Source organism: Sphaerisporangium sp. NPDC051017 (assembly GCF_040683095.1).
Lineage (GTDB): Bacteria > Actinomycetota > Actinomycetes > Streptosporangiales > Streptosporangiaceae > Sphaerisporangium.
The window spans coordinates 73295-94993 of sequence record NZ_JBFBCI010000031.1 but is presented as its reverse complement, the minus strand read 5'-3'; the positions used below and the strand labels follow the sequence as shown (position 1 = coordinate 94993).

At 70.5% G+C, this 21699-nt stretch carries 16 protein-coding genes; 8 read left to right on the top strand and 8 right to left on the bottom strand.

All coding sequences use genetic code 11. The features are described from left to right. Positions 1-571: 571 nt before the first annotated feature. On the top strand, positions 572-724 hold the full coding sequence (locus AB0M95_RS23900) for a hypothetical protein (protein ID WP_363768459.1): 153 nt from the start codon (positions 572-574) through the stop codon (positions 722-724). Next, a complete protein-coding gene (locus AB0M95_RS23895; RefSeq protein ID WP_363768456.1) occupies positions 721-1602 on the top strand; it encodes an ATP-binding protein in 882 nt (293 codons plus the stop codon). Before AB0M95_RS23900 ends, AB0M95_RS23895 begins: the two co-directional genes overlap by 4 nt. Here the strand turns inward: AB0M95_RS23895 and AB0M95_RS23890 are convergent. From AB0M95_RS23890 to wecB, 4 genes are all read right to left on the bottom strand, one after another. Continuing rightward, complete coding sequence (locus AB0M95_RS23890; RefSeq protein WP_363768454.1) at positions 1589-3109, bottom strand: MDR family MFS transporter; 1521 nt, start codon at positions 3107-3109, stop codon at positions 1589-1591. The genes AB0M95_RS23895 and AB0M95_RS23890 overlap by 14 nt on opposite strands. A gap of 248 nt (positions 3110-3357) precedes the next feature. Beyond that, complete coding sequence (locus tag AB0M95_RS23885) at positions 3358-4419, bottom strand: glycoside hydrolase family 19 protein (RefSeq protein ID WP_363768451.1); 1062 nt, start codon at positions 4417-4419, stop codon at positions 3358-3360. A gap of 256 nt (positions 4420-4675) precedes the next feature. Continuing rightward, positions 4676-6754: a glycosyltransferase gene (locus tag AB0M95_RS23880; protein ID WP_363768448.1), complete on the bottom strand. Its 2079-nt coding sequence runs from the start codon at positions 6752-6754 to the stop codon at positions 4676-4678. Between the two features lie 135 nt (positions 6755-6889). Then, positions 6890-8026 (bottom strand): UDP-N-acetylglucosamine 2-epimerase (non-hydrolyzing), encoded by a 1137-nt coding sequence (gene wecB, locus AB0M95_RS23875; protein WP_363768445.1) that lies wholly within the window; start codon positions 8024-8026, stop codon positions 6890-6892. A gap of 76 nt (positions 8027-8102) precedes the next feature. Between wecB and AB0M95_RS23870 the strand changes: the two genes are divergently transcribed. The 6 genes from AB0M95_RS23870 to hisC all read left to right on the top strand — a co-directional run bounded on the left by AB0M95_RS23870 (position 8103) and on the right by hisC (position 15976). Then, positions 8103-9764 carry a glycosyltransferase family 4 protein gene (locus AB0M95_RS23870; RefSeq protein WP_363768442.1) on the top strand — a complete coding sequence of 554 codons (1662 nt, stop codon included), beginning with the start codon at positions 8103-8105 and terminating at the stop codon, positions 9762-9764. A gap of 129 nt (positions 9765-9893) precedes the next feature. Next, a complete protein-coding gene (locus tag AB0M95_RS23865) occupies positions 9894-11159 on the top strand; it encodes a nucleotide sugar dehydrogenase (protein WP_363768439.1) in 1266 nt (421 codons plus the stop codon). 18 nt (positions 11160-11177) lie between these two features. Then, positions 11178-12272, top strand: coding sequence for a glycosyltransferase (locus tag AB0M95_RS23860; RefSeq protein WP_363768436.1), 1095 nt, complete (start codon positions 11178-11180; stop codon positions 12270-12272). 46 nt (positions 12273-12318) lie between these two features. Further along, entirely contained in the window at positions 12319-14139 is a 1821-nt protein-coding gene (locus tag AB0M95_RS23855; protein WP_363768433.1) for a DUF4434 domain-containing protein, read from the top strand. A 39-nt stretch (positions 14140-14178) separates the two neighbouring features. Then, complete coding sequence (locus AB0M95_RS23850; RefSeq protein ID WP_358518421.1) at positions 14179-14841, top strand: NUDIX domain-containing protein; 663 nt, start codon at positions 14179-14181, stop codon at positions 14839-14841. 76 nt (positions 14842-14917) lie between these two features. Then, the gene (hisC, locus tag AB0M95_RS23845) at positions 14918-15976 is read left to right on the top strand and encodes a histidinol-phosphate transaminase (RefSeq protein WP_363768430.1); all 1059 of its coding nucleotides are present in this window, start codon (positions 14918-14920) and stop codon (positions 15974-15976) included. On the opposite strand, the gene AB0M95_RS23840 is transcribed toward hisC, so the two are convergent. The 4 genes from AB0M95_RS23840 to AB0M95_RS23825 all read right to left on the bottom strand — a co-directional run bounded on the left by AB0M95_RS23840 (position 15963) and on the right by AB0M95_RS23825 (position 21527). Then, positions 15963-16880, bottom strand: a complete 918-nt coding sequence (locus AB0M95_RS23840) for an EamA family transporter (protein ID WP_363768427.1) — start codon at positions 16878-16880, stop codon at positions 15963-15965. The two genes, hisC and AB0M95_RS23840, sit on opposite strands and share 14 nt — an antisense overlap. Before the next feature lie 507 nt (positions 16881-17387). Next, complete coding sequence (locus tag AB0M95_RS23835) at positions 17388-18620, bottom strand: transcriptional regulator (RefSeq protein WP_358519016.1); 1233 nt, start codon at positions 18618-18620, stop codon at positions 17388-17390. Positions 18621-19055: 435 nt separating this feature from the next. Further along, positions 19056-20327, bottom strand: a complete 1272-nt coding sequence (gene murA / locus AB0M95_RS23830; RefSeq protein WP_363768424.1) for a UDP-N-acetylglucosamine 1-carboxyvinyltransferase — start codon at positions 20325-20327, stop codon at positions 19056-19058. Positions 20328-20474: 147 nt separating this feature from the next. Then, the gene (locus AB0M95_RS23825) at positions 20475-21527 is read right to left on the bottom strand and encodes a hypothetical protein (protein WP_363768421.1); all 1053 of its coding nucleotides are present in this window, start codon (positions 21525-21527) and stop codon (positions 20475-20477) included. Between the last annotated feature and the right edge of the window lie 172 nt (positions 21528-21699).

Sequence of the window (21699 nt, the reverse complement as noted above, 5' to 3'; positions counted from 1 at the left end):
AGGTTCTGCGGTCACGCTGAGTACTGTTTCAGCCGCTCTCCGGCGTTGCCCGGTGAATGCCTAAAACAGTCCAGTAGTTTAATTTCCCCTTAGTAAGCCTTGCGCTTTCCTGGGCGCCGCCCTCAGTATGGCCTGGGAACGGCGGAGCTGTGGGCTTCTTCTGGAGAGCTGCCCGGGAGGCATGGGCTTTGCAGGGGAAGTCTGTAGAGAAAGTCCCGTAAATAGGCGGAGTCCGTCAGGTGCTACGAACACCGGACGGACTCCTTGAAACGGACACTGGAGGTCCGATCCCGTGGTGAATTTTACAAGAGTTATCCGAGTCATTCGGGTGCGCTTCGAGGCTGAGCGGCCGCCTACGCCCATGGGGTGCCGGTGGTGTGGCGGTTCGCCGTACGCTCACGATGGCCGCTGCCTTCCTCATCGCGATCTGCATGGGTACGAGCCGCCGACCGAGGGGCAGTTTCGGGCGCGGCTCGCCGAGTGGTGGCGTCTGGGGCTCTCGCGCCGTGCGCCCGCATCGGCTTCCGTACGTTCGCCGCGTGGGGCGTCGGCTGCGACGGCGCGGCTCTCGGTGGCGCAGGTCAGGGACCGCGCCCAGTTCGCCGCGTCGGCGACCGCCGGACCGGGAACCCCGTACGGGCAGGGCCGACCTCCGGATGACCGCTCCCTGCCCGGCGGGCATGAGGCGTACTCCTACGAGACGCGCATCCGACGGGCGGCGTGAGTGGGCGGCACCGCAGGGGAGCGGCGGTCACCCCTGTGGTTCGGCGGGAGTGGGGCACGGCGCAGCGGGCGGCGGCGGCCCGGCTGGACCGGTCGGAATCCCAGTGGCTGGTGATGTACGGCGTGGGCGCGCGGCGCTTCTACGCCATCGCGATCGGTCAGGTCCCGCGACCGCACATGGTGGAGGCACGCACCGTGGAGGAGTTGCGCGAGCTCATCCGTGACGCCGAGACCGCCATGCCGTCGCCGCGCACCGCCGCCTCACATCACTCATCCCCCCGTCTCCAGCGAGGAGTTTCAATGATCGGCACCGGCAGTCCCGATGGCCTCCGTACCGTGTGCTGGGATCTGCCCTGCGAACCCGCGATCGTCGGCCAGGCGCGGCGGATGGTGCGCGACACCTGTAACCGCTGGGCCTTGCCCGCGGAGCTGGCCGACGACCTGGTACTCGTCGTGAGCGAGCTGGTCGGCAACGCCGTCGTGTACGGCCGCCCGCCGGTACGCCTCTCCCTCTGGTCGACGGAAGAAGACCTGTGCGTACGGGTCACCGACCATGGCCCAGAAGACCCAAGGCGGCTCGAACTCAGCCTGGAGGCCATTCATGGCCGAGGACTGACGATCGTGGAAACGCTCGCGGACCGGTGGGGTGTGGTGCACACGTCGGACGACGGCAAGACGGTCTGGGCCGCATGGCGTTGGCCCTCGCGCCGACCGGACGCGGTCCGAAGTGCGGGTCTCACCACCATGATCCCGCGACCTCGTGGTGAAGATGATCCGCCCGGCTCGACGTGGAGTGGATCATGCTCGCTCCAGCGGCCTCCAGATGAGGGCAACGAGTACGAGGCGCCGCCGGCGATGTCCCAGGTCAGTCGAAGGTGAGTTGTTCGGTGCGGCGGGGCATGAGGAACAGGGCGCCGACGCCGAGGACGGCGACCACGGTGACGGCGAGGAACACGTGGTGGGATGCGTCGTACAGGGCTTGGCGGACGTAGTTCGCCGCGGCCGAGCGGGCGCCGGCGCCCTGGCTGCCGAGGACGAGGGCGGTCGCGTCCAGGCTCTTCGGCAGTTGGCCCGCCAGGGCGGCCGGCGGGTGGGAGAGGCGGCTGTCCAGGGTGGAGTTGGAGATCGCCCCCAGGACGGCCGCGCCCACGGAACTGCCGATGGACCGGCAGAACATGTTGGTCGCGGTGACGACGCCGCGCCGCTCCCAGCCGACCACCGACTGGACGGCGACGATCGACGGGCTGGACATGAGCCCGAGCCCGGCGCCGACGACGAAGCAGGCCGCGGCGACCTGCCACAGCGGCGCGCTGGGGCCGATGAACGCGCACATCACCGCGCCGGCCAGGGCGAAGCCGCCGCCGATGAGCGCGGTGTCGCGGAAGCCGATGCGCATGTAGAGGCGTCCGGAGAGGGCGGCGGCGAGGGGCCAGCCGACGCTGAGCGCGGCGACGACGAAGCCGGCGAGCAGCGCGCCGGTGCCGAGGACGCCCTCGGCGAACGTCGGCACGTACGAGGTGAGGCCGATCATGAGTGCGCCGACGGTCAGGCCGACGAGGTTGCCGCCGATGAGGACGCGGCGGCGGAGCACCCACAGCGGCAGGATCGGCTCGGCGGCCCTGCGTTCCACCAGCAGGAACGCGACGATCAGCACGACTCCGGCCGCGAAGATGAGCAGGCTGGGGGTGGAGGCCCAGGCCCAGGCGACGCCGCCTTCGAGCAGGCCGAGGATGAACAGGGAGGATCCGGCGGTGAGGAGGGCGGCGCCGAGGTAGTCGATGCGGTGGGTGCTGCGCTCGACGCGCTCCTTGAAGCGGGTGGCGAGGGCCCAGACGGCGATGGCGCCGAGCGGCAGATTGAGGAAGAAGATCCAGCGCCAGCTCACATACTCGGAGAACACGCCGCCGAGGGTCGGGCCGATCACCGCGGAGACGCCCCAGACGCTGGCCACGTACCCCTGGACGCGGGCGCGTTCCTCGACCGAGTACAGGTCGCCCACCATGGTGATGCTCATCGGCTGGACGGCCCCGGCGCCGATGCCCTGTAACGCGCGGAACACGATGAGCGCCGGCATGCTCCACGCGAACCCGCACAGGACGGACCCGAGGAGGAACGCGGCGATGCCGAAGAACATGATGGGCTTGCGCCCGAAGATGTCGGCGAGCTTGCCGTACAGCGGCACGGTGACGGCCTGCGTGAGCAGGTAGATCGAGAACAGCCACGGGAACTGGGAGAACCCGCCGAGGTCGCTGACCACGGAGGGGACGGCTGTGGCGATGATCGTGCTGTCGAGCGCGACGAGCGCCGTGCACAGCATGATCGCCGCGAGGACCGGACCGCGCTCGGACCTGAGCCCGATGCCCTGGGATGTCGTCGTTGTCGTCACGTGGGAAGTGCTCCTTACCGTTCGGCGCCGACACCGGGGCGGGCTCGTCCTCCGCGATCCTGAGTCCCCTCCGGAAACCTCGAACCGTCGCTACGCGCAGTACATTCCCATCTGTCCCGAGTATCGCAATCTGTGAGGGAAGTGGAGCGGACAGCAGGGGGACGGCAGGGCGGACACAAGGACAGGGGCGAGCAAAAGGAAAAGGGTGCGGCCGGTGGGCCGCACCCTTTCTCATGGAACGTGCGAGATCAGCAGCTCAGGTTGTTGCCGGGGGCCACGCCGAGGATCTGGGTGAACCTCTGGTAGGCGTTGACCCGGCTCTGGACCTGCGCCGGGTTGCGGCCGTTGCACTCCAGCGAGCCGTTGATGCTGCGGATCGTCTCGCCGAAGCCGGCCCCGTTGACCATCGCGTTGTGCGGGGTCATCGTGCCGGGGCCGTTCTGCGTCATCCAGTACCAGATGCCGGTCTTCCAGGCGATCGAGGCATCGTTCTGCACCAGGTAGGGGTTGCGGAGCAGGTCGATGCCGAGCGCGTCGCCCGCGGCCTTGTAGTTGAAGTTCCAGCTCAGCTGGATCGGGCCGCGGCCGTAGTACGCGGCCTGGCCGGCCGGGCAGCCGTAGGGCTGGTTGTAGTCGCAGTAGTGCGGGTAGTTCGCCGTGTTCTGCTCGACGATGTAGACCAGCCCGCCGGTCTCGTGGTTCACGTTGGCCAGGAACGCCGCCGCCTCCTGCTTGCGGACGGTGTCGCTGCCGGTCTTGGCGAACGCCGAATAGGAGCTGAGCGCCGCGACGAGGCCGTTGTAGGTGTAGAACGAGTTCCGGCTCGGGAACATCTGGTTGAACTGGGCCTCGCTCACCACGAACTCTCCGCCGCCGCCGGGGGGCGGGCCGCCGTTGCAGGTGTACGGCGACCAGAACCACGTGCTGATCGTCGGGTCGTAGCCCGGGTTGTCATGGGTGGCCTGGTAGTACAGCCCGTTGGTGTACTTGACGATGTCGCCGGTGACGTAGTTGCGGCCGGCGACCCAGTTCGGGTAGTTGCACGATCCGCCGGGATCGCCGCCGCCTCCCGTGCAGGTGCCCTGGTCGGCCCAGACGTCGGCGTTGCCGGGCGTCTCGTTCTGCGTCCACCACTTGGCCTGCCAGTTGTGGCTGTTGTAGGACGCGGTCATCCCGCCGGTGTAGACCTGGGAGGACGACCAGGGGGTGGCGCACGCAGCCGCGGACGCCGGCGACATCGGCAGGATGACGGCCAATGCCCCCGCCACCACCAGCGCGACGAAGGTCGCCACAAAGCGTAGTCTTGACACTTGATCACTCCTTGGCGCGGTCTCCGTGGTTCCGCGCTTGTTGAGAACAGGACTGATCCCGGTCACGACCCCCCATACCTCTCTTCGAGGTATCAGTCGCAGGACTGAGGCAAATCAACCGGATCCTCTGACAATCGTCAAGATCTGGCAAAGCCCATTGTGAGTGAACTTTCTCCGCATTTCGCTCTATCGGAAATATTCCGGGCATGTCGAAGCGGCCGCCTCGCGCGAGCGGGACGGCCGTGATCGGAATCGGTCAGATCATCACATGCGCGTCGGGGTGGCCCACGAAGCAGAACTGGGCGTTTCTGGTGAGCTTGTAGTCCTGCGCCTTCCACGTGTGGGCCGAGGCGTCGGCGCCGCGCATGTAGACGAAGTTGAAGCGGTCCGCCGAGTAGATGCGGACGCCGTCCTCCTTGAGGCGGCGCACGAGCCGCGTGTCCTCGCCCGCGTTGACCGCCTCGAACGCGTACGACCGCATCAGGCCGGCCGTGGCGAGGATCGTGGCGCCCTGCACCAGATGGGCGTACCGGTGCTCCAGGCCGGGCAGGCGCATCACGGTCGTGTTGGTGGCGGGGAAGTAGGTGTAGTGGGCGCCCTTGCCGACCATCTCGGCGTCGGCGTAGTCGAAGGCCCGCAGCAGGTCCGACAGGTAGTGCGTGCCGTACAGGTTGTCGTCGTCCATCTTGGCGATGTAGTCGCCCTCGGCCTGGGCGATGCCGAGGTTCAGCACCTCGCCGAGGGTGAGCGCGGGGGCGGCGGTGAGCACCTTGACGGCGGGCACCCCGGCGGCCAGCGCCTTGTCGCGGACGACGGCGGGGTCGATGTCGAGGCCGTGCAGGACGAGGATCAGCTCCAGGTCGCGGTGGCGCTGCCGGGCGACCTGGGCGATGGCGTGCTCGATCTGGCCCGCGCGGTTGGTGGGCAGCACGACCGAGACGCTCTTGCTGCGCACGGGCACCGGCTGGCCGAGCGCGGCGAGGATCTGGTCGACGCGGTGGCTGAAGAGGTGCTTGTCGAAGACCTCGCGCATGGCGAGGTGGGCCTGCCGGGCGCGCAACTCGGGGCTGTTGATGAAGTAGAGCGCCTGGTTGTACGCCTCTTCCTGGGTGTGCGCGATCGGGATCAGCGTGCCGAAGGTCTCCTCGACGGCGCGCGACCAGCCGGACAGCACGGTGGTGGAACAGGCCGACAGCTCGAAGACCCGCCGCGCGCACATGGTGGGCGAGTCGATCACCGAGTTGACGTTCAGGAAGACCTTGTACATCTTGTACGCGGCCAGCATCTGCTCGTACGGCAGCTCGCCGACGATGTGCGGGCGGTACTCGGCGGGCCAGGCGTACTTGTCGCCGGCCTTGTCGTTGCGGGCGAAGATGTGCAGGCCGAGCTCGCGCGTCGGCGCGATGACGGTCTCCATCTGCTCGCGCCGCTCGGGGTGCTTGTCGCGGAAGTACATGCCCGCGAACACGACGTCGTACGGGCGGCCCTGCTTGGTCTGGACGGGGTTGTGCACGCGAGGCTGGGCGGCGAACTGCAGCACGTCCACCCGGTCATGTCCCAATATTTCGCGATACTTCGCCAGCATGTCGCCGTCGCACGTGTACACGAGGTCGAACAGCTTGGCCGTGTCGATGAAGAAGTCGAAGTTCGGCGGGTCCTCCTTGTTCCAGAAGACCGTGGGGATGCCCTGCTCGCGGCACCAGGCCACCAGGTCGCGCAACTCCTGCTTGGGCGCGTTCGTCCCGGTCATCTGGTAGCGCCAGCGTCCCTGGTTGCCATGCCAGGCCGACTCGCAGAACAGGATGTCCGGCCGCTTCTCGGCGAAGACCTCGGGCCAGTCCGTGAGGCCGAACTCGATCTGGTCCCATTCGTACTTGAACGCCATCCGCGAGAAGTCGTCCAGGATGACGGCGACCTTCAGATCCGGACGGCTGATCGGACCCTCGGGCCAGGCCAGGTTCGGGATCTTGACCTCGGGGGCGTGCGCGAGCCGGGCGTCGATGGCGGCGGCGCTCGCGGTGACCGTCGCGGGCGCCTTGGGGGCCTTCTTGGACTTCAGCGCCTTGGACAGGTCGCCGGGCAGGCGCACGAGCTTGGACGGGCGCTTGGCGCCGGCGAGGGCGGTGCTCACCCGGTACGGGCGCTGCGCCTTGGTGGCCGAGAGCTGCCACTGGGCGTACTCGGCGCGCGCCTCGGCCGTGGAGAGCCTGCGCTCCAGGTCGCGGATGCGCTCCTCGTACCGCTCGACGACCTTGCGCTCCTCGGGGAGCCAGTTCGCCGCTCCGAGACGCTGAAAACGCGGATCGTCCGGATTTACCTGGTCACTCTCGGCCATGGCCCGACTTGCCCCCTATATCCGAACTCCGCGAGCACCCCCGGGCGGCCGCCGCCGTGGACGAGTCGCCCAGGAATGTCCGATCGTACGACGTCCGCCGCCCGAAGACGGTTGACTCCGGCAACAACTCCCAGATCAGGACGTGACAGGCGGAACGCCCTGCGACGCGGGCGAGAGGTTGTCCCCGCGCAGCCAGGCCTCGATCACGCGGGCGATCCGCGGCCCCGCGGCCCCGTCCCACAGCGGCGGAAGCTCCCCGCTCGGGGTCGCCGCGCCGTCGGCCAGCGCCTTGGACGCCTCCGCGGGCAGCGAGGCCGGCGTGACCAGGCGGTTGGTGCCGTGCGTGATGGTGATCGGCCGCTCGGTGTTGGCCCGGACGGTCAGGCAGGGGACGCCCAGCATGGTCGTCTCCTCCTGCACGCCGCCGGAGTCGGTCACGACCAGCGCCGCGCCGCGCACCACGGACAGGAAGTCGACGTAGCCGAGCGGGTCGATGATCGAGAGGTTCTCGCCGGTCACCAGGCCCGCCTCGGCCAGGCGCGTGCGGCCGCGCGGGTGCAGCGGCACGACGACGGGCACCTGCTCGGCGACCGCCAGCACTGCCTCGACCAGCTCGCGCGCCGACTCGGGGTCGTCCACGTTGGCCGGGCGGTGCAGGGTGGCGACCGCGTACCGCTCGGGCAGGCCGAGCCGCGCCTTCACCGGCTCGGGGTCGAGCCGGGGCAGTGCCGAGAACAGGCTGTCGATCATCGGGTTGCCGACCAGGTGCACCTTGCTCGCGGGCACGCCCTCGCCGGCGAGGTGCGACAGCCCGTCCGGGCTGGTCACCAGCAGGATGTCGGCGAGTGCGTCGGTGACGACCCGGTTGACCTCCTCGGGCATCTCACGGTCGAAGGACCGCAGGCCCGCCTCGACGTGCGCCGTCGGGACGTGCAGCTTCGCGCACACGAGGATCGCCGCCAGCGTGGAGTTGACGTCGCCGTACACCACGACCAGGTCGGGGCCGTGGCGCTCGACGACTTCCTCCAAGCCCGTGAGCAGCGCCGCCGTCTGCCGCGCGTGGCTCCCGGAGCCCACGGCGAGGTTGGCGATCGGCTCGGGCAGGCCGAGGTCGGCGAAGAAGACGTCCGACATCAGCGCGTCGTAGTGCTGCCCGGTGTGGACGATGGCCTGCCGGATCCCGAGGTCGGCGAGGCCGCGCACGACAGGGGCCGCTTTCACGAAGTTGGGACGAGCGCCCAGCACATGCAGAACGAGGGGATTTTCCCTCATTGACCTCGCCTTTCAGCCGGATACCGGTCATGTCAGCCTCAGGTGGGCTAAGCGTTGCCTATGGTACGGTCACGGCGTGGTTTCCGAGGCCAGCCGGCCCGAGAAGGTATCCCCGAAGTCGGCTCGTGCCGGCCTGCGCGGCTTCCTCAAGGGCTTCGTCCAGCATCCGGTGATCGTCTCTCGCGTTCTCGTCACCAGGGTCAAATCCGACCCCATGCGTGTGGCGCAGGCCGCGGCGGACGCCATGCCGTCACGCCTGCGTCCCGCCGTCGGCCGGGTCGCGTGGCCGGTGGCGCGCGTCGTCAAGGTCACGGCCCGCAAGATCGCCCGCCGCATGGCGGACGGCCCGCTGGACGCGGCCAAGGCCGAGTTCGAGCGCGGGCGCATGACCCAGGCGATCGACGTCCTGCAGCCGCACGCGCGCTGGCCGTTCATCCGCCGCAGGATCGCCTACTACGAGGGCGAGAAGGGCGCGATCAGCCCCAACCCGATCCCGCCGAAGTCCAAGGTGATCGTCGGCGAGCGCGTCCAGGGCCGCGTCCTGCACTGCGTCACCAACGCGCTGCCGTACACCCAGGCCGGGTACACCGTCCGCACCCACCGCATCGTCACCGCGCAGCGCGCCGCCGGGCTCGACCCGCACGTCGTGACGAGCTGGGGCTGGCCGATGCTCCAGGGCCACGCCGACGCCGAGCCGTACGAGGAGATCGACGGCGTCCCCTACCACCGGCTGCTGCCGAGCGGCGAGGTGCCGTTCGAGAGCCGCGGCCGCATGATCCGCGGCGCCGGCGAGGTGACCGAGCTGGTCAGGACGCTGCGCCCGCAGGTGCTGCACGCCGCGACCGACCACCGCAACGGCTCGGTGGCGCTGGCCGCGCGCGAGCGCACCGGCACGCCGTTCGTGTACGAGGTGCGCGGGTTCCTGGAGGAGACCTGGGCCTCGCGCGACGCGGCGCGGATCGGCAGCGAGCGTCACCTGCTCCAGCGCGACCGCGAGGCGCACATCATGCGCTCCGCCGACGCGGTGGTGACGCTCGCCGAGACGATGGCGGCCGAGATCGTCGAGCGCGGCGTCCCCCGGGAGCGGATCTTCCTCGCCCCGAACGCCGTGGACGACGCGCTGCTCACCGCCGACTACGACGGCGAGGCGTTCCGCGCCGCGTACGGCATCAAGCCGGGCGAGGTCGTCGCCGGGTCGGTGTCCAGCATCGTCGGGTACGAGGGGTTCGCGACCCTGCTGTCGGCCGCCGCGCTGCTGCGCGACGCCGGCACCCCCGTGCGCGTGCTGATCGTCGGCGACGGCGCCGAGCGGCCGGCGCTGCTCGCGCAGGTCGAGAAGCTCGGCCTCGGCGACCTGGCGATCCTGCCCGGCCGGGTCGGCCCGGAGGAGGCGCTCCAGGCGCAGGCGGCGATCGACATCTTCGTCTGCCCCCGCGACGACCTGCGGGTGACGCGGCTGGTGACCCCGCTGAAGCCGGTCGAGGCCATGGCCCTCGGCAAGCCGGTCGTGCTCAGCGACCTTCCGGCGCTCTCGGAGCTGGTCGGGTCGGACGGCGCGGGCCTGCTGGTCGCGCCCGGCGATCCGTCCCAGCTCGCCAAGGCCCTCGCCGGGCTGCGGGACGACCCGGTGCGCCGCGCCGAAATGGGCGAGGCGGGCCGCGCGGAGGTCGCCGCCAAACGCACCTGGGGCCGGGTCGCGGAGATGTACCGGGGCCTTTACACGTCGCTGGCCCGGTGACTTTCTCCTCATGAACGGCCGGATTGCAGTGCTTCCTTACGCGTTCAATCGCATTAGACGTGATCTGCGCGGAGTTGAGATAGCCTTTGCCACCATGCAGCGTTGTTTCGGACTTCCACAGGGTGCGTCGTGAGCGGATACCATCTCGCGGTCATCGGCCTGGGATACGTCGGCATGCCGTTGGCCAAGGAGGCCTCGGCCGCCGGCCTGCGCGTGGTCGGTCTGGACATCGACCAGCGCAAGGTCGACGCCCTGAACTCCGGCCACTCCTACATCGATGACCTGAGCGACCACGACCTGGACTCCATGCTGGCGGCCGGTTTCACGGCCACGCTGGACCAGGCGGTGCTCGCGGCCAGCGAAACCATCGTGATCTGCGTTCCGACCCCCCTGGACGAGGACCACCGGCCGGACCTTTCGGCCGTGCGCGGCGCTGTCGAGTCCGTGGGACGCTACCTCCAGCGGGGTACGCTGGTCGTCCTGGAGTCGACCACCTACCCCGGCACCACCGACGAGGTCGTCCGTCCCATCCTGGAGGACGCCTCCGGCCTCACCGCCGGGGTCGACTTCCACCTCGCCTTCTCGCCGGAGCGCATCGACCCGGGCAACGCGAAGTACGGCCTGCGCAACACGCCGAAGGTCGTCGGCGGGTACACGCCCGGGTGCCGCGACCGCGCCGCCGCGTTCTACGCGCGGTTCATCGAGCAGGTCGTGACGGTGAGCGGCACCCGCGAGGCCGAGATGGCCAAGCTGCTGGAGAACACCTACCGGCACGTCAACATCGCCCTCGTCAACGAGATGGCGATCTTCTGCGACGAGCTGGGCGTGAACCTCTGGGAGTCCATCGAGGCGGCCGCGACCAAGCCGTTCGGGTTCCAGAAGTTCCTGCCGGGGCCGGGCGTCGGCGGGCACTGCATCCCGGTCGACCCGTCCTACCTCTCGCACGCCGTGCGCAAGCTGGGCTACCCGTTCCGGTTCGTCGAGCTGGCGCAGGAGATCAACGAGCGCATGCCGCAGTACGTCGTGGCCCGCGTCACGCGCCTGCTGAACCGCGCCAAGAAGGCGGTCAACGGTTCCACGGTCCTGCTGCTGGGTGTGACGTACAAGCCGGACATCGCCGACGAGCGTGAGACCCCGGCCGTCCCCATCGCCCGGGTGTTCCGCGAGCTCGGCGCCGAGCTGGTCTTCGCCGACCCCTACGTCAAGCAGTGGACGGTCGACGGCGCCGAGGTGCCGCGCGTGGACGATCTGGCGGAGGCGGTGGCGAGCGCGGACGTGACCGTCCTGCTTCAGCAGCACTCCGCGTTCGACCTGGAAATGGTGGAGAAACGAGCGCTGCTACTTCTCGACACCCGGGGCGTCCTCTCCGAGGGCGATCGCGTCGAGCGGCTCTGACGAGCGGAGGGTCGACGCGTGCACGTGCTTGTCATGACGGTGGTCCACCACCCGGAGGACGCCCGCATTCTGCATAGGCAGATCCGGGCGCTCGTGGACGCCGGTCATGAGGTCACGTACGCGGCCCCCTACACCGCGCGCGGTGTCGTGCCGCGCTCGTGGGTGACGGGGGTGGACCTGCCGCGCGCCGCCGAGCGCAAGCGGTTCACGGCCGTGCGGGCCGCGCGCCGGCTGTTCAAGAGCCTGCGCAAGCAGGTCGACCTGGTGCTCATCCACGACCCCGAGCTGATGCTGGCGGTCGCGGGCGTGCGCCGTCGGCCGCCGGTGGTGTGGGACGTCCACGAGGACACCCCGGCCACGCTGTCGCTGAAACCATGGCTGCCCTCCTTCCTGCGCCCGCCGGTGCGCTTCCTCGCCCGGCTGCTGGAGGGGACGGCAGAGCGCCACCTGCACCTGCTGCTGGCCGAGACCGCCTACGCCGGGCGGTTCCGCCAGGCCCACCTGGTGGTGCCGAACGAGACCTGGGTGCCCGACCACGTCAGCGAGCCGTCGGACGACCGCGTCGTCTACCTCGGCTGGCTGTCGGAGGCGCGGGGCGTGCACGAGGCCGTCGAGGTGGGCCGGATGCTCCAGCCGCACCGCGTCGTCGTCGAGCTGATCGGGTACGCCGACCCGCAGAGCCGGCCGATCCTGAACAAGGCCGTGGCCGAGGGCGTGCTGGAGTGGCGCGACTTCATGCCCAACGACGAGGCGCTGAAGCGGCTCGACGGCGCGCTCGCCGGACTGTCGCTGCTGCACGACGAGCCGAACTACCGGCACTCCATGCCGACGAAGATCGTCGAGTACATGGCGCACGGCATCCCGGTGATCACCACGCCGTCCCCGCGGGCCGTCGAGCTGGTGGAGCGCTACCAGAGCGGCGTCGTCGTGCCCTGGCGCGACCCGCAGGCCGTCGTCCGGGCGGTGCTGCACCTGCGCAACGACCCGGGCGCGCGCCTGGCCGCGGGCGCGCGCGGATACGCCGCCGCCCGCGCCAACCACCACTGGCCGAACTCGGCCCGCAGGTTCGTCAACCAGCTCGAAGCCTGGGCAGGCGTGACCCCGTCACGGTGACGATCTTTTATCGGGGCCACATTGAAGAAACGGTAATGTCCTGAAGGTGCGCGGCCTCCTCATGCTCCTAGGAGCGATTCTGCTGACGGTCGTCGCGGCACTGGTCCTCGTCCTGCCCGACTCCAACCTGGACGGCCCGCGCAACGGCGCACAGACCGCCGCGACGCCGAACGGGACGCCCAAGCCGGCGAGCCCGACCCCGGCGACCAGCGTGTTCAGCGACCCCTGCGGCACCTTCGACACCACCAGCCCGACCCCCTACGCCGTCACGGGCTACTGGCTGGTGCCCACCTCCGACCACTGCACCTGGCGCAGCCAGCTCCAGGCCATCCACCGCGTCGGCGGCGACACCGTCGTGCGCCTCGGCTTCGGCCTGCAGCCCCGCTCCGTGGACCAGGACGGGCGCGTGCTGGACGCCGCCGGAGCCGCGCCCGACCCGCGCTACGCGCCGTGCGTGGAGAACGGCATGACGTGCGTGCAGGCCGCCGAGTCCGCGCTGAAGGCCCTCAATCCCGGCAACCGCATCAGCTGGACCTACGTCTACCGGACCGACGAGGCGTTCGGCCCCGGCCTGTTCCGCTGCCCGCGGATGGAGCACACGATCGCGATCGGCAAGGACGTGTACTACCGCGTCATCGCCCCCGACGACGGCTCGGACGACCCGACGTGCGACTTCACCTCCAAGGGGCGCGGATACCACCTCATCCTCGTCGACGGGGCCGCGCAGGACAGCCTGACCGAGATCCTGGACCTCGCCGACCGCTTCGCGATGAAGGTCTACCCGGCGCTGCCCGTGGCCCCGCGCGACCGCCGGGAGACCACCCGCGCCGACCCCCGGCACATCGGGACGCTCACCACCCTGACCCGCCGCATCCTCCAGGACTACGGCGACCGCTTCCTGAACCGCGACTCGCTAGGCGGGGTCTACCAGCCCTTCGAGCTCCAGCTCAGGGACTGGCCCGACCCGTCCAAGGTGCCGACCCTGCGCGTGTACGCCGAGCAGCACGACATCGTCCAGCAGGAGCTGCCCGGCAAGCAGATCCTCGTCAGCCCGTACCTCGACGCGCGCAAAGGCAAGAGCTTCACCTCGACCCCCGAGCAGGTCAAGCAGGGCTTCAAGGCGCTCGCCCGCACGGGCGTCGGCATCGTCGCCCCGCAGGACAGCCGGGGCACCGGCAAGGTGGGCCTGTTCTGGCCCGGAGGCAGGGCCCAGCCCGTGGACGACCGCCTCAAACCGGTCGTGGGCAACGTGTCGTACGGCGACGCGTACTACGGCTCCACGCGGGACTACTACCGCGCGATGGCCGAGGCGCTGGCCGAGCTGCGCACCGAGGGAGTGAACGTCCAGCTCTGGGCCAACGTCGAGGCGTTCGAGCCCGTCGGCGACGGCGCCTGCGAGCCCGGGGGCAAGCGGGGCGTCACGGACAAGCAGCGCCTGGACGCGGCGGTCGCCTTCGCGGGCCCGTACGTGTCGAAGATCATCTCCTACAAGTGGAGCAGCTTCTTCACCTGCGGGTCGCCGACGCTGGCCGAGCAGGTGGCGCGGGACTGGGACCGGCCGATCCCGATCCAGGCCATCCCGGTCGCGCGGGGCATCCAGAACGGGGTCGAGGTGCGCGGCTACAACCTCGCCCGCGGCACGGTCACGCTGAGCTGGCCCGGCGCCGAGGAACCGCGCAGCGTGGACTCCGCAGAGGTCGGCTGGTCGGACACCACGCCCATTCCCGGCCTTCCCGGCGGCGTGCAGCGGCTGTGGGTGCCGGTCGACTGGGGGGCGGTCCCCTCCGGCGCGTGGATCAGGATCGACGTGACCTCTCCGGACGGGCGGCGCGGCAACGCGCCCATCTACCTCAACCGCGGCACGTGACGGCCTGAGGACCGGCCGTCTCGGTGTAACGTGCGTGCCATGGTCCCGCGCATACCCGTCAGCGTGGATCTCGTCGTCCTCACCGTGCGCTGCCAGCAACTCAGCGCGCTCGTGTGGCGCCGCGATCGCCCCCCGTACCAAGGGTGCTGGGCGCTGTCGGGCGGGTTCATCCAGTTGGAGGAGGACCTGCCGGCCGCCGCGTCCCGCGTGCTCGCCGAGCGCGCCGGGCTGCCCGGGGCGCCCGTCCACCTCGAACAGCTTCGCACCTACGGCTACCCGGACCGCGACCCGCGCCAGCGCGTCGTCAGCGTCGCCTACCTGGGCCTCGCCCCCGACCTGCCCGCGCCGACCGAGGCGCACATGAGCTGGCAGCCGGTGTCCTCGCTGGAGACCATGGCCTTCGACCACCGCCGCATCATGCTCGACGGCATCGAGCGCGCCGGGGCCAAGCTGGAGTACACCTCGCTGGGCGCGGCGTTCTGCCCGGAGGAGTTCACGGTGGCCGACCTGCGGCGGGTGTACGAGATCGTCTGGGGGCGCCCCCTGGACCCGCGCAACTTCCACCGCAAGGTCACCAAGGCCGACGGCTTCCTGCTGCCCACAGGGCGTACGACGACGCGCGACGGCGGCCGGCCCGCGATGCTGTACCGCCGGGGGCCCGCCGAGTTGCTGCACCCGCCGATGCTGCGCCTGGCGGGCTAGGGTCCCTGTCCGGCCCGGGGTGCGGTTGGGGTGTCTCGGCCGACGCCCGGATCCTGGCGGGTCGTAGGGTAATCACATGCCGCGTTTCCGCCAGATTCTTGATGACCTGCCCGCTTACCGGGCGGGGAAGGCCGTGGTGTCCGCCGACGGCCGATCGTTCAAGCTGTCCTCCAACGAGTCCCCGTACGACCCGCTGCCGTCCGTGGTCGAGGCCATCGCCGCCGCCGCGCGCGAGGTCCACCGCTATCCCGACCCGGCGTGCGTACGGCTCACCGAGGCCCTGGCTGCGCGGTTCGGCGTCCCGCAGGAGCACATCGCGCTCGGCGCCGGGTCCGTGACGGTCGCCCAGCAGCTCTTCGAGACGGTGAGCGACCCCGGCGCCGAGGTGATCTACGCCTGGCGCTCGTTCGAGGCGTACCCGCTGCTCGCCGACCTCGCGGGCGTGACCTCCGTCCGGGTGCCGCTGGCCGACGAGACCCACGACCTCGAGGCGTTCGCCGCGGCGATCACCCCGCGCACGCGCATGATCTTCGTGTGCAACCCGAACAACCCGACCGGCACGGTCAACCGCGCCGCCGAGCTGCTGGCGTTCCTGGACAAGGTGCCCGAGGACGTGCTCGTCGTCCTGGACGAGGCCTACCGCGAGTACGTGCGCGACGCCGACGTGCCCGACGGGCTCGGCCTGTACGCCGACCGGCCGAACGTCGCCGTGCTGCGCACCTTCTCCAAGGCCTACGGCCTCGCGGGGCTGCGGGTGGGCTATCTGATCGCCCAGGAGCCGATCGCCTCGGTCGTGCGCAAGACGATGATGCCGTTCGCGGTCAACAGCATCGCGCAGGCCGCCGCGGTCGCGTCCCTCGCCGCCGAGGACGAACTGCTCGAACGGGTCGAGACGGTCGTCAAGGAGCGCACGCGGGTGCGCGAGGCGTTGCTCGGGCAGGGCTGGCGGGTGCCGCCCACCGAGGCCAACTTCGTGTGGCTGCGCCTCGGTGAGCGCACGGGCGAGTTCGCCGGGCACTGCGCGGTCGACGGCGTGGCGGTGCGCCCGCTCGGGGAGGGCTGCCGCGTCTCCATCGGGTCGCCCGAGGCCAACGACACCTTCCTCGCCGCCGCCGAGAGGTTCAGGAAGGGCTGAGCTCCGCCTCGCCCGCCGGCGCGTCGCTCGTGGCGCGGCGGCCGCGGCGTTCGGTCGAGACCACCAGGGCCACGCCGAGGACGATCACGACCCCGGCGGCGACCATCTGCGCCGTCACGTCCTCGCCCAGCACGCTCACGCCGAGCAGGACGGCCACGACCGGGTTGACGTAGGCGTAGGTCGACGCCAGCGAGATGGAGGCGTTGCCGAGCAGCCACACGTACGAGGTGAAGCCCACCAGCGAGCCGACGAGGATCAGATAGGCCAGCGCGACCCACGAGCCCGTGCTGATCGCGTCCACGTGCGGGCGCTCGCCGAGCAGAGGGCCGATGACGAGCATCGCGAGGCCGCCGACGGTCATCTCGACCGCGCTGGCCGCGAACGGGTCCTTCGGCATGCGGATCCGGCCGGACAGGAACGAGCCGAGCGACCAGGCCAGCGCCCCGCACAGGATGATGACGACGCCCGTCACGCTGCCGCCTCCGCCGCCGGTCAGCGAGAGCCCGGCCACGCCGCAGAAGCCGACGAGCACCCCGGCCACGGTGAGCGTGTGCGGGCGGTCGCGGGCCAGCACGCGGAAGATGACCAGCCACAGCGGCACGGACGCCACCAGCAGCGCGGCGAGGCCCGTGGAGATGTACTGCTCGGCGAGCGACACCAGGCCGTTGCCCGCCGTGAGGAGGAGGACGCCGACGACGCAGGCACCGAGGAACTCCGCGCGGGTCATGCGGAAGACCGCGCGTCCGCGGCGGAGCAGGAGGACGGAGGCGAGGACGAGCGCGGCCACGAGGAAACGGATGCCGCCGCTGAGCATCGGGGGAATGGTCTCGATGGTGATCCGGATGCCGAGGTAGGTCGATCCCCAGACGACGTAGACGGTCGCCAGGGCGGCCCAGACTCTCATGTCACGAGTGTTCTGCCCCATGGCTCATGACATTATCGGTCGGCTCTGTACTTGTTCGCGCGGGTTTCGGACTGTGAGATGCGGGGGTTGTCGGTGCTACCACAGGTTTGTCCACAAGGTGTGGATAACCAGGACGAAGAAGGCCGCCGAACATCACATTTCCGCATCTGAACCGGGGCGCCGGTGAACGTCCCCCGCGGCGCGAGTTTTCCACAGCCTGTGGATATCGCCCTCTACCGCTCCCCGTGCCAGGTCAGAGAGCGCTCTCGTCCACACGTTCGAACGATGGGCCGAAATTACCTGCGCGGCGGTGTTCTGGAGCCGTCAGGCGCAAGGGTGAGGAACGATCCCTTGCGCCTGACGGTGGAAGAACGCCGCCTGAAGGAGCGCCCCGAACCCGCCGAGCGGAGCGAGGCCATAGGCACAGCGCCCCGAACACGCCGTGTCGAAGGCGCGGCCATAGGCATGGGTCAACCCGCCCCACACGGGGTGACCCGTTTCGAAACGCTAGCGCGGACCCAGCTTCTCCACGATGAGCCGGTAGAGCTGGCGCGGACGCCCCGGCTGCGGTGTTCGATTCGGCGGTAGCGGCCACGCGAGTCCCTCGTCAACCAGCGTGCGCAGCAGTCGCCGGGCCGTGCGGGGAGTCACTCCGAGCATGCGCCCGGCGCTCTCCGCGTCCACGATCGTGTCGCCGCCCTCCAGCTTGGCGGCCAGCCGTGCGAGCACCTCCACGCCCTTCGGCCTGCCCTGGCCGGGCGCCTGAGGAGGCATCCGGGGAGCGGGCACCAGCGTGCGGCCCTCCCTGTCCACCGCGAAGCCCTGAGGCTGCTTCCCCGCTTGTGTGCGGGCCAGGGCGGCCCTCGCGTGGCTCTCCGCGTCGTGAGTGGTACGGCCCATGCCCACGCCCACCTCGACCGCCAGGCCGAGCTCGTCGCGGATGCGCGCGGCGAAGGGCAGGATGCGGAAGCCGTCGGTGGCGGCGGCCATCGAGCCGCGCGTCGCCGTGACCAGGTAGCTGTGATCGTCGATTGCCCATACGGCGGCGTTCATCCTGTTGGCCTCCTGCACCAGCAGCCGGTGCAGGGAGAGCCTCAGCTCGTCACGCCAGTACCTGGGTGCGGCCCGCCGTACGGGCTCGCGTAACGTCGGCACCTCGATCAGCACGACGGTGAGCTGGGATTCCTCCAGCCTGTGGTGCGCGCCGAGCAGCGCCGCGGTGTGCAGCGCCGAGCGGATCGCCGCCGAGGTCGGCCGCACGCGCACCGTCGGCACGCCCGCCGCCGTCAGACGGTCGGCCACCGCGGGCAGGCACGTGAGCGCGCCAGTGGTGCTCCCCTGCCTGATCAGGCGCTCGTGGTAGGCCGCCACCGTTCCCGTCGCCCCGGGCTCCTCCCGGGTCTGCACGCCCGCCGTCGGAAGGCCGAGGTCGGCGTACGCCTCCTCGACATCCGACCGGCTGAGCAGGTCGACGCTGACCCTGCGCGGGTCGATGCGTTCGTCCAGCGCCGCCCGGGCGAGCGCCGCGGTGAGCGCCGGGCCGCCGAGCTGCACATACGTCGCGGGGATCGTCAGGACCCCCGAGCGCCTCGCCAGCTCGTACGGCACGGGGCTCGCGAACAAGCACGCGTCCACCCCCGGCCCGAGCCGGACGACCTTGTCCGCCGCCTCCTGTTCGTCTCGGTACGCCGCGGCGACGAGCCGGCTGGGTACCGGTGCCGCCGCATGCCCCATCAGCATCACTCGCTCGACCAGATCGTGGGGTCCCACCACCCCGATCGTGAGGTCCGGGGCCGACGCGCCCACGCGCGACCCCCGAGGAGTTTCTTCGGCCCTCTCGACCAATGTTCGTCCCATCCCGCCATACCTCTGCTCGAGGCCGCCCCGCCGTACGGTGTCGTGAACCGGCGTTCCGGTCCCGTTCGCGCCCGGCATTGCGACCTCCAATCCACTGGTCGATTCCGCCGCGCGGGGGCCGCCGCGCGGGCCGCCGTCAGGCGATCCAGGGCGTTCCCGGCGCGGGTTCTTCTCCCATCCGGTCTAGTCCTCTTTGGAACGATCGCTCGCCAAGGCACTAATGTCACGCCCGGATTTGCCGGAATGCGACCGAGCCATGCCGACAAGGTATGGATGAGATGGTCATAAGAACAGGTCAGAGGCGGTTTACGGGCTCAGTCACGAGCTAGAGGAAATTTCTCTTACCACATCTCCACCCAGGGCCTTCATACGCGCCGCGAGGTCGTGGTGGCCCCGGTCGATGAGATATCCAGGCGCGACGACGGTCTCACCGGAGGCCGCCAGACCCGCCAGCACGAGCGCGATTCCGGAACGCAGATCGTGCGCGGTCACATCTGTTCCGGTCAGGGCGGTGGGACCGTGGACGACGGCCCGGCTTCCCTCGACCTCGATGCGCGCGCCCATCTTGTTCAGCTCGCCCGCGAGCGCGAACCGGCCGTCGAAGATGCGCTCGTGGATGTAGCTCGCGCCGTCGGCCAGCGAGGCCACGCTCATGATGGGGGACTGCAGGTCCGTCGCGAAGCCCGGGTAGGTGTCGGTGATCACGTTGATCGGCCGCAGCGACCGGTCGCGGCGTACGTGGAGCACCGCGCCGTCGGTCGCGAACTCGACGCCCATCTGCTCCAGCTTCCAGCGCACGACGCCCAGGTGCTCCAGCGACGCGCCGACGAGGTTGACCTCGCCGCCCGTGATGGCCGCGGCCATCGCGAACACGCCGGCGTCCAGCCGGTCCGGCATGACCTGGTGCTCCACGGCCGTGAGCTCGTCCACGCCCTCGACGGTGATGAAGCCGGTGCCGCCGCCGCTGATGCGCGCGCCCATCTTGGTGAGCATGTCGATGACGTCGAGGACCTCCGGCTCCAGCGCGGCGTTCTCGATGACCGTCGTGCCATTGGCCAGGGCCGCCGCCATGATGAGGTTCTCGGTGCCCGTGTGCGAGGGCGTGTCGAGGTACAGCGGCGCGCCGATCAGCCCGGCCGCCTTGACGTGGATGACGCTCTCGCCCTCGTCCACCATCGCGCCGAGCCGCTTGTACCCGAGGTAGTGGAAGTCGAGGTTGCGGCTACCGAGGTTGCAGCCGCCGACGCCCTCGATGAGCGCCTCGCCGAGCCGGTGCAGCAGCGCCGGGACGAACAGGACGGACCCGCGGAACCGCCGGGCGATCTCGGCGGGCAGCACGGCGCTGGTCAGCCGCGAGGCGTCGATGACCAGCGTGCGCTCCGCCTCGTGCAGCTCCACCTTCGCGCCCACGGCCTCCGCCAGCTCGACGGCGCGCCGGACGTCTTCGATGATCGGCACGTTGCGCAGGACCGTGCGGCCTTCGGAGGCGAGCAGAGCCGCACCGATCATCGGGAGCACGGCGTTCTTGGCTCCCTGGATGAAGGCGGTTCCGCGCAGGGCGTTGCCACCGCGCACGCGGTAACGAACCATATGATGTGGCTCCTCGAAATCATGGAATCGTGGAAATGACGCGCCTGACATGCGGACGGCGGCGAAGTTATCCGCCCACAGTAGCCGTTTCCGGATGCCTGCCCGGGCCGTTTCCGTTCAGTCCTCCGCCCGTGGAACGGGCGTCGCTCACCGTGCCGGCCGGGACGCCGCGCCCGCGGGAAGATCCGGGGACGCGGCGCTGAGCAGCGTGTTCGCGCGCTGGTCGACGATACGCGTGACGAGCTGCTGCGCGTAGCCGAACACCACGGCCCACACCAGGATCGCCGTCTGCGAGCTGAGCCCGGAGAACCCCGGCACGAACCCGGAGTTGAGGATGAGCAGGCCCGCGATCGCGGTCGCGACGCCCGCCGGCGCCTTCAGCAGGTTCTGCGCGACGGCGAGCGAGTAACGCGTGGACAGCTCAGAACGGGTGGACAGGCTCGCCGCGGTGGCAAGCGCGGCGCCCAGCATGCCGAGCAGCGCGACCAGCGGCACGTCCCCGTGGGACGGCGCGCCGTCGCCGCTCGGGCACACCTGACCGCCGGACACGCCGAGGCTGGCCAGCAGCATGCGGTTGCCGCACATGGGGATCGCCGACGGCCAGGCCGAGGCGACGGCGACCAGCCCGGCCACGATGACCGTCAGCGCCGCCACGCCGCCGAGCAGCATGTTGCGGAAGCTGCGCACCCGGTTGCTCTCGATCGCCGCGGTGGCGTACGCGGCGCGCAGCACCGACTGCAGCAGCGACCGGTCGGCTTCGGCGATGTCGCCCGCGGCGAGGCGGGTCGCGAGCTGGGCGATGCGCGCGTCGTCCGCAGGCAGGTACGCGCGGCCGACCGCCAGCACCTCGGGCGCCCTCGGGTTCAGCTCGCGCTCCGGGAGCATGCCGAACAGCATGACGGTCGCGCCGTACAGGTTCGCCCACGCGCCCTCGATGGCCTGACCGGTCAGCCAGCGCCGCCAGCCCTGGCGCTCCTTGACGTACTCGCGCGCGACGCCGAGCTGGCGCAGGATCGAGGCGTGCAGCGCGGTCATCGCCGGGTCGCCCGGGCGGGCCGCGAGGCAGCGTTCGGCGTCGGCCTGCACCTCCTCGGCGCGCGAGGCGATGGCCACCCGCCACACGCCGGGCCAGCGCGGCGACTCACGGTCGCCGGGAACCTCCGGCGCCTCGTTCCCCCGCACCGCCGGCTCGGCAGTCATATGTGCGCTCCTCCCGGATTCGCCCCTTTCCGGATCATCGCGGGTGGCGGGCATCCGCGCCACACCACCCGTCTCATCGTGACGCGGAAGTCACCTGCCGCCCTTCCAGACGCGCGCGTGCGGGCCGGCCCGCCACCGTGCGGGAGATCGCGGCGGGGACGCCTTTCCAGGC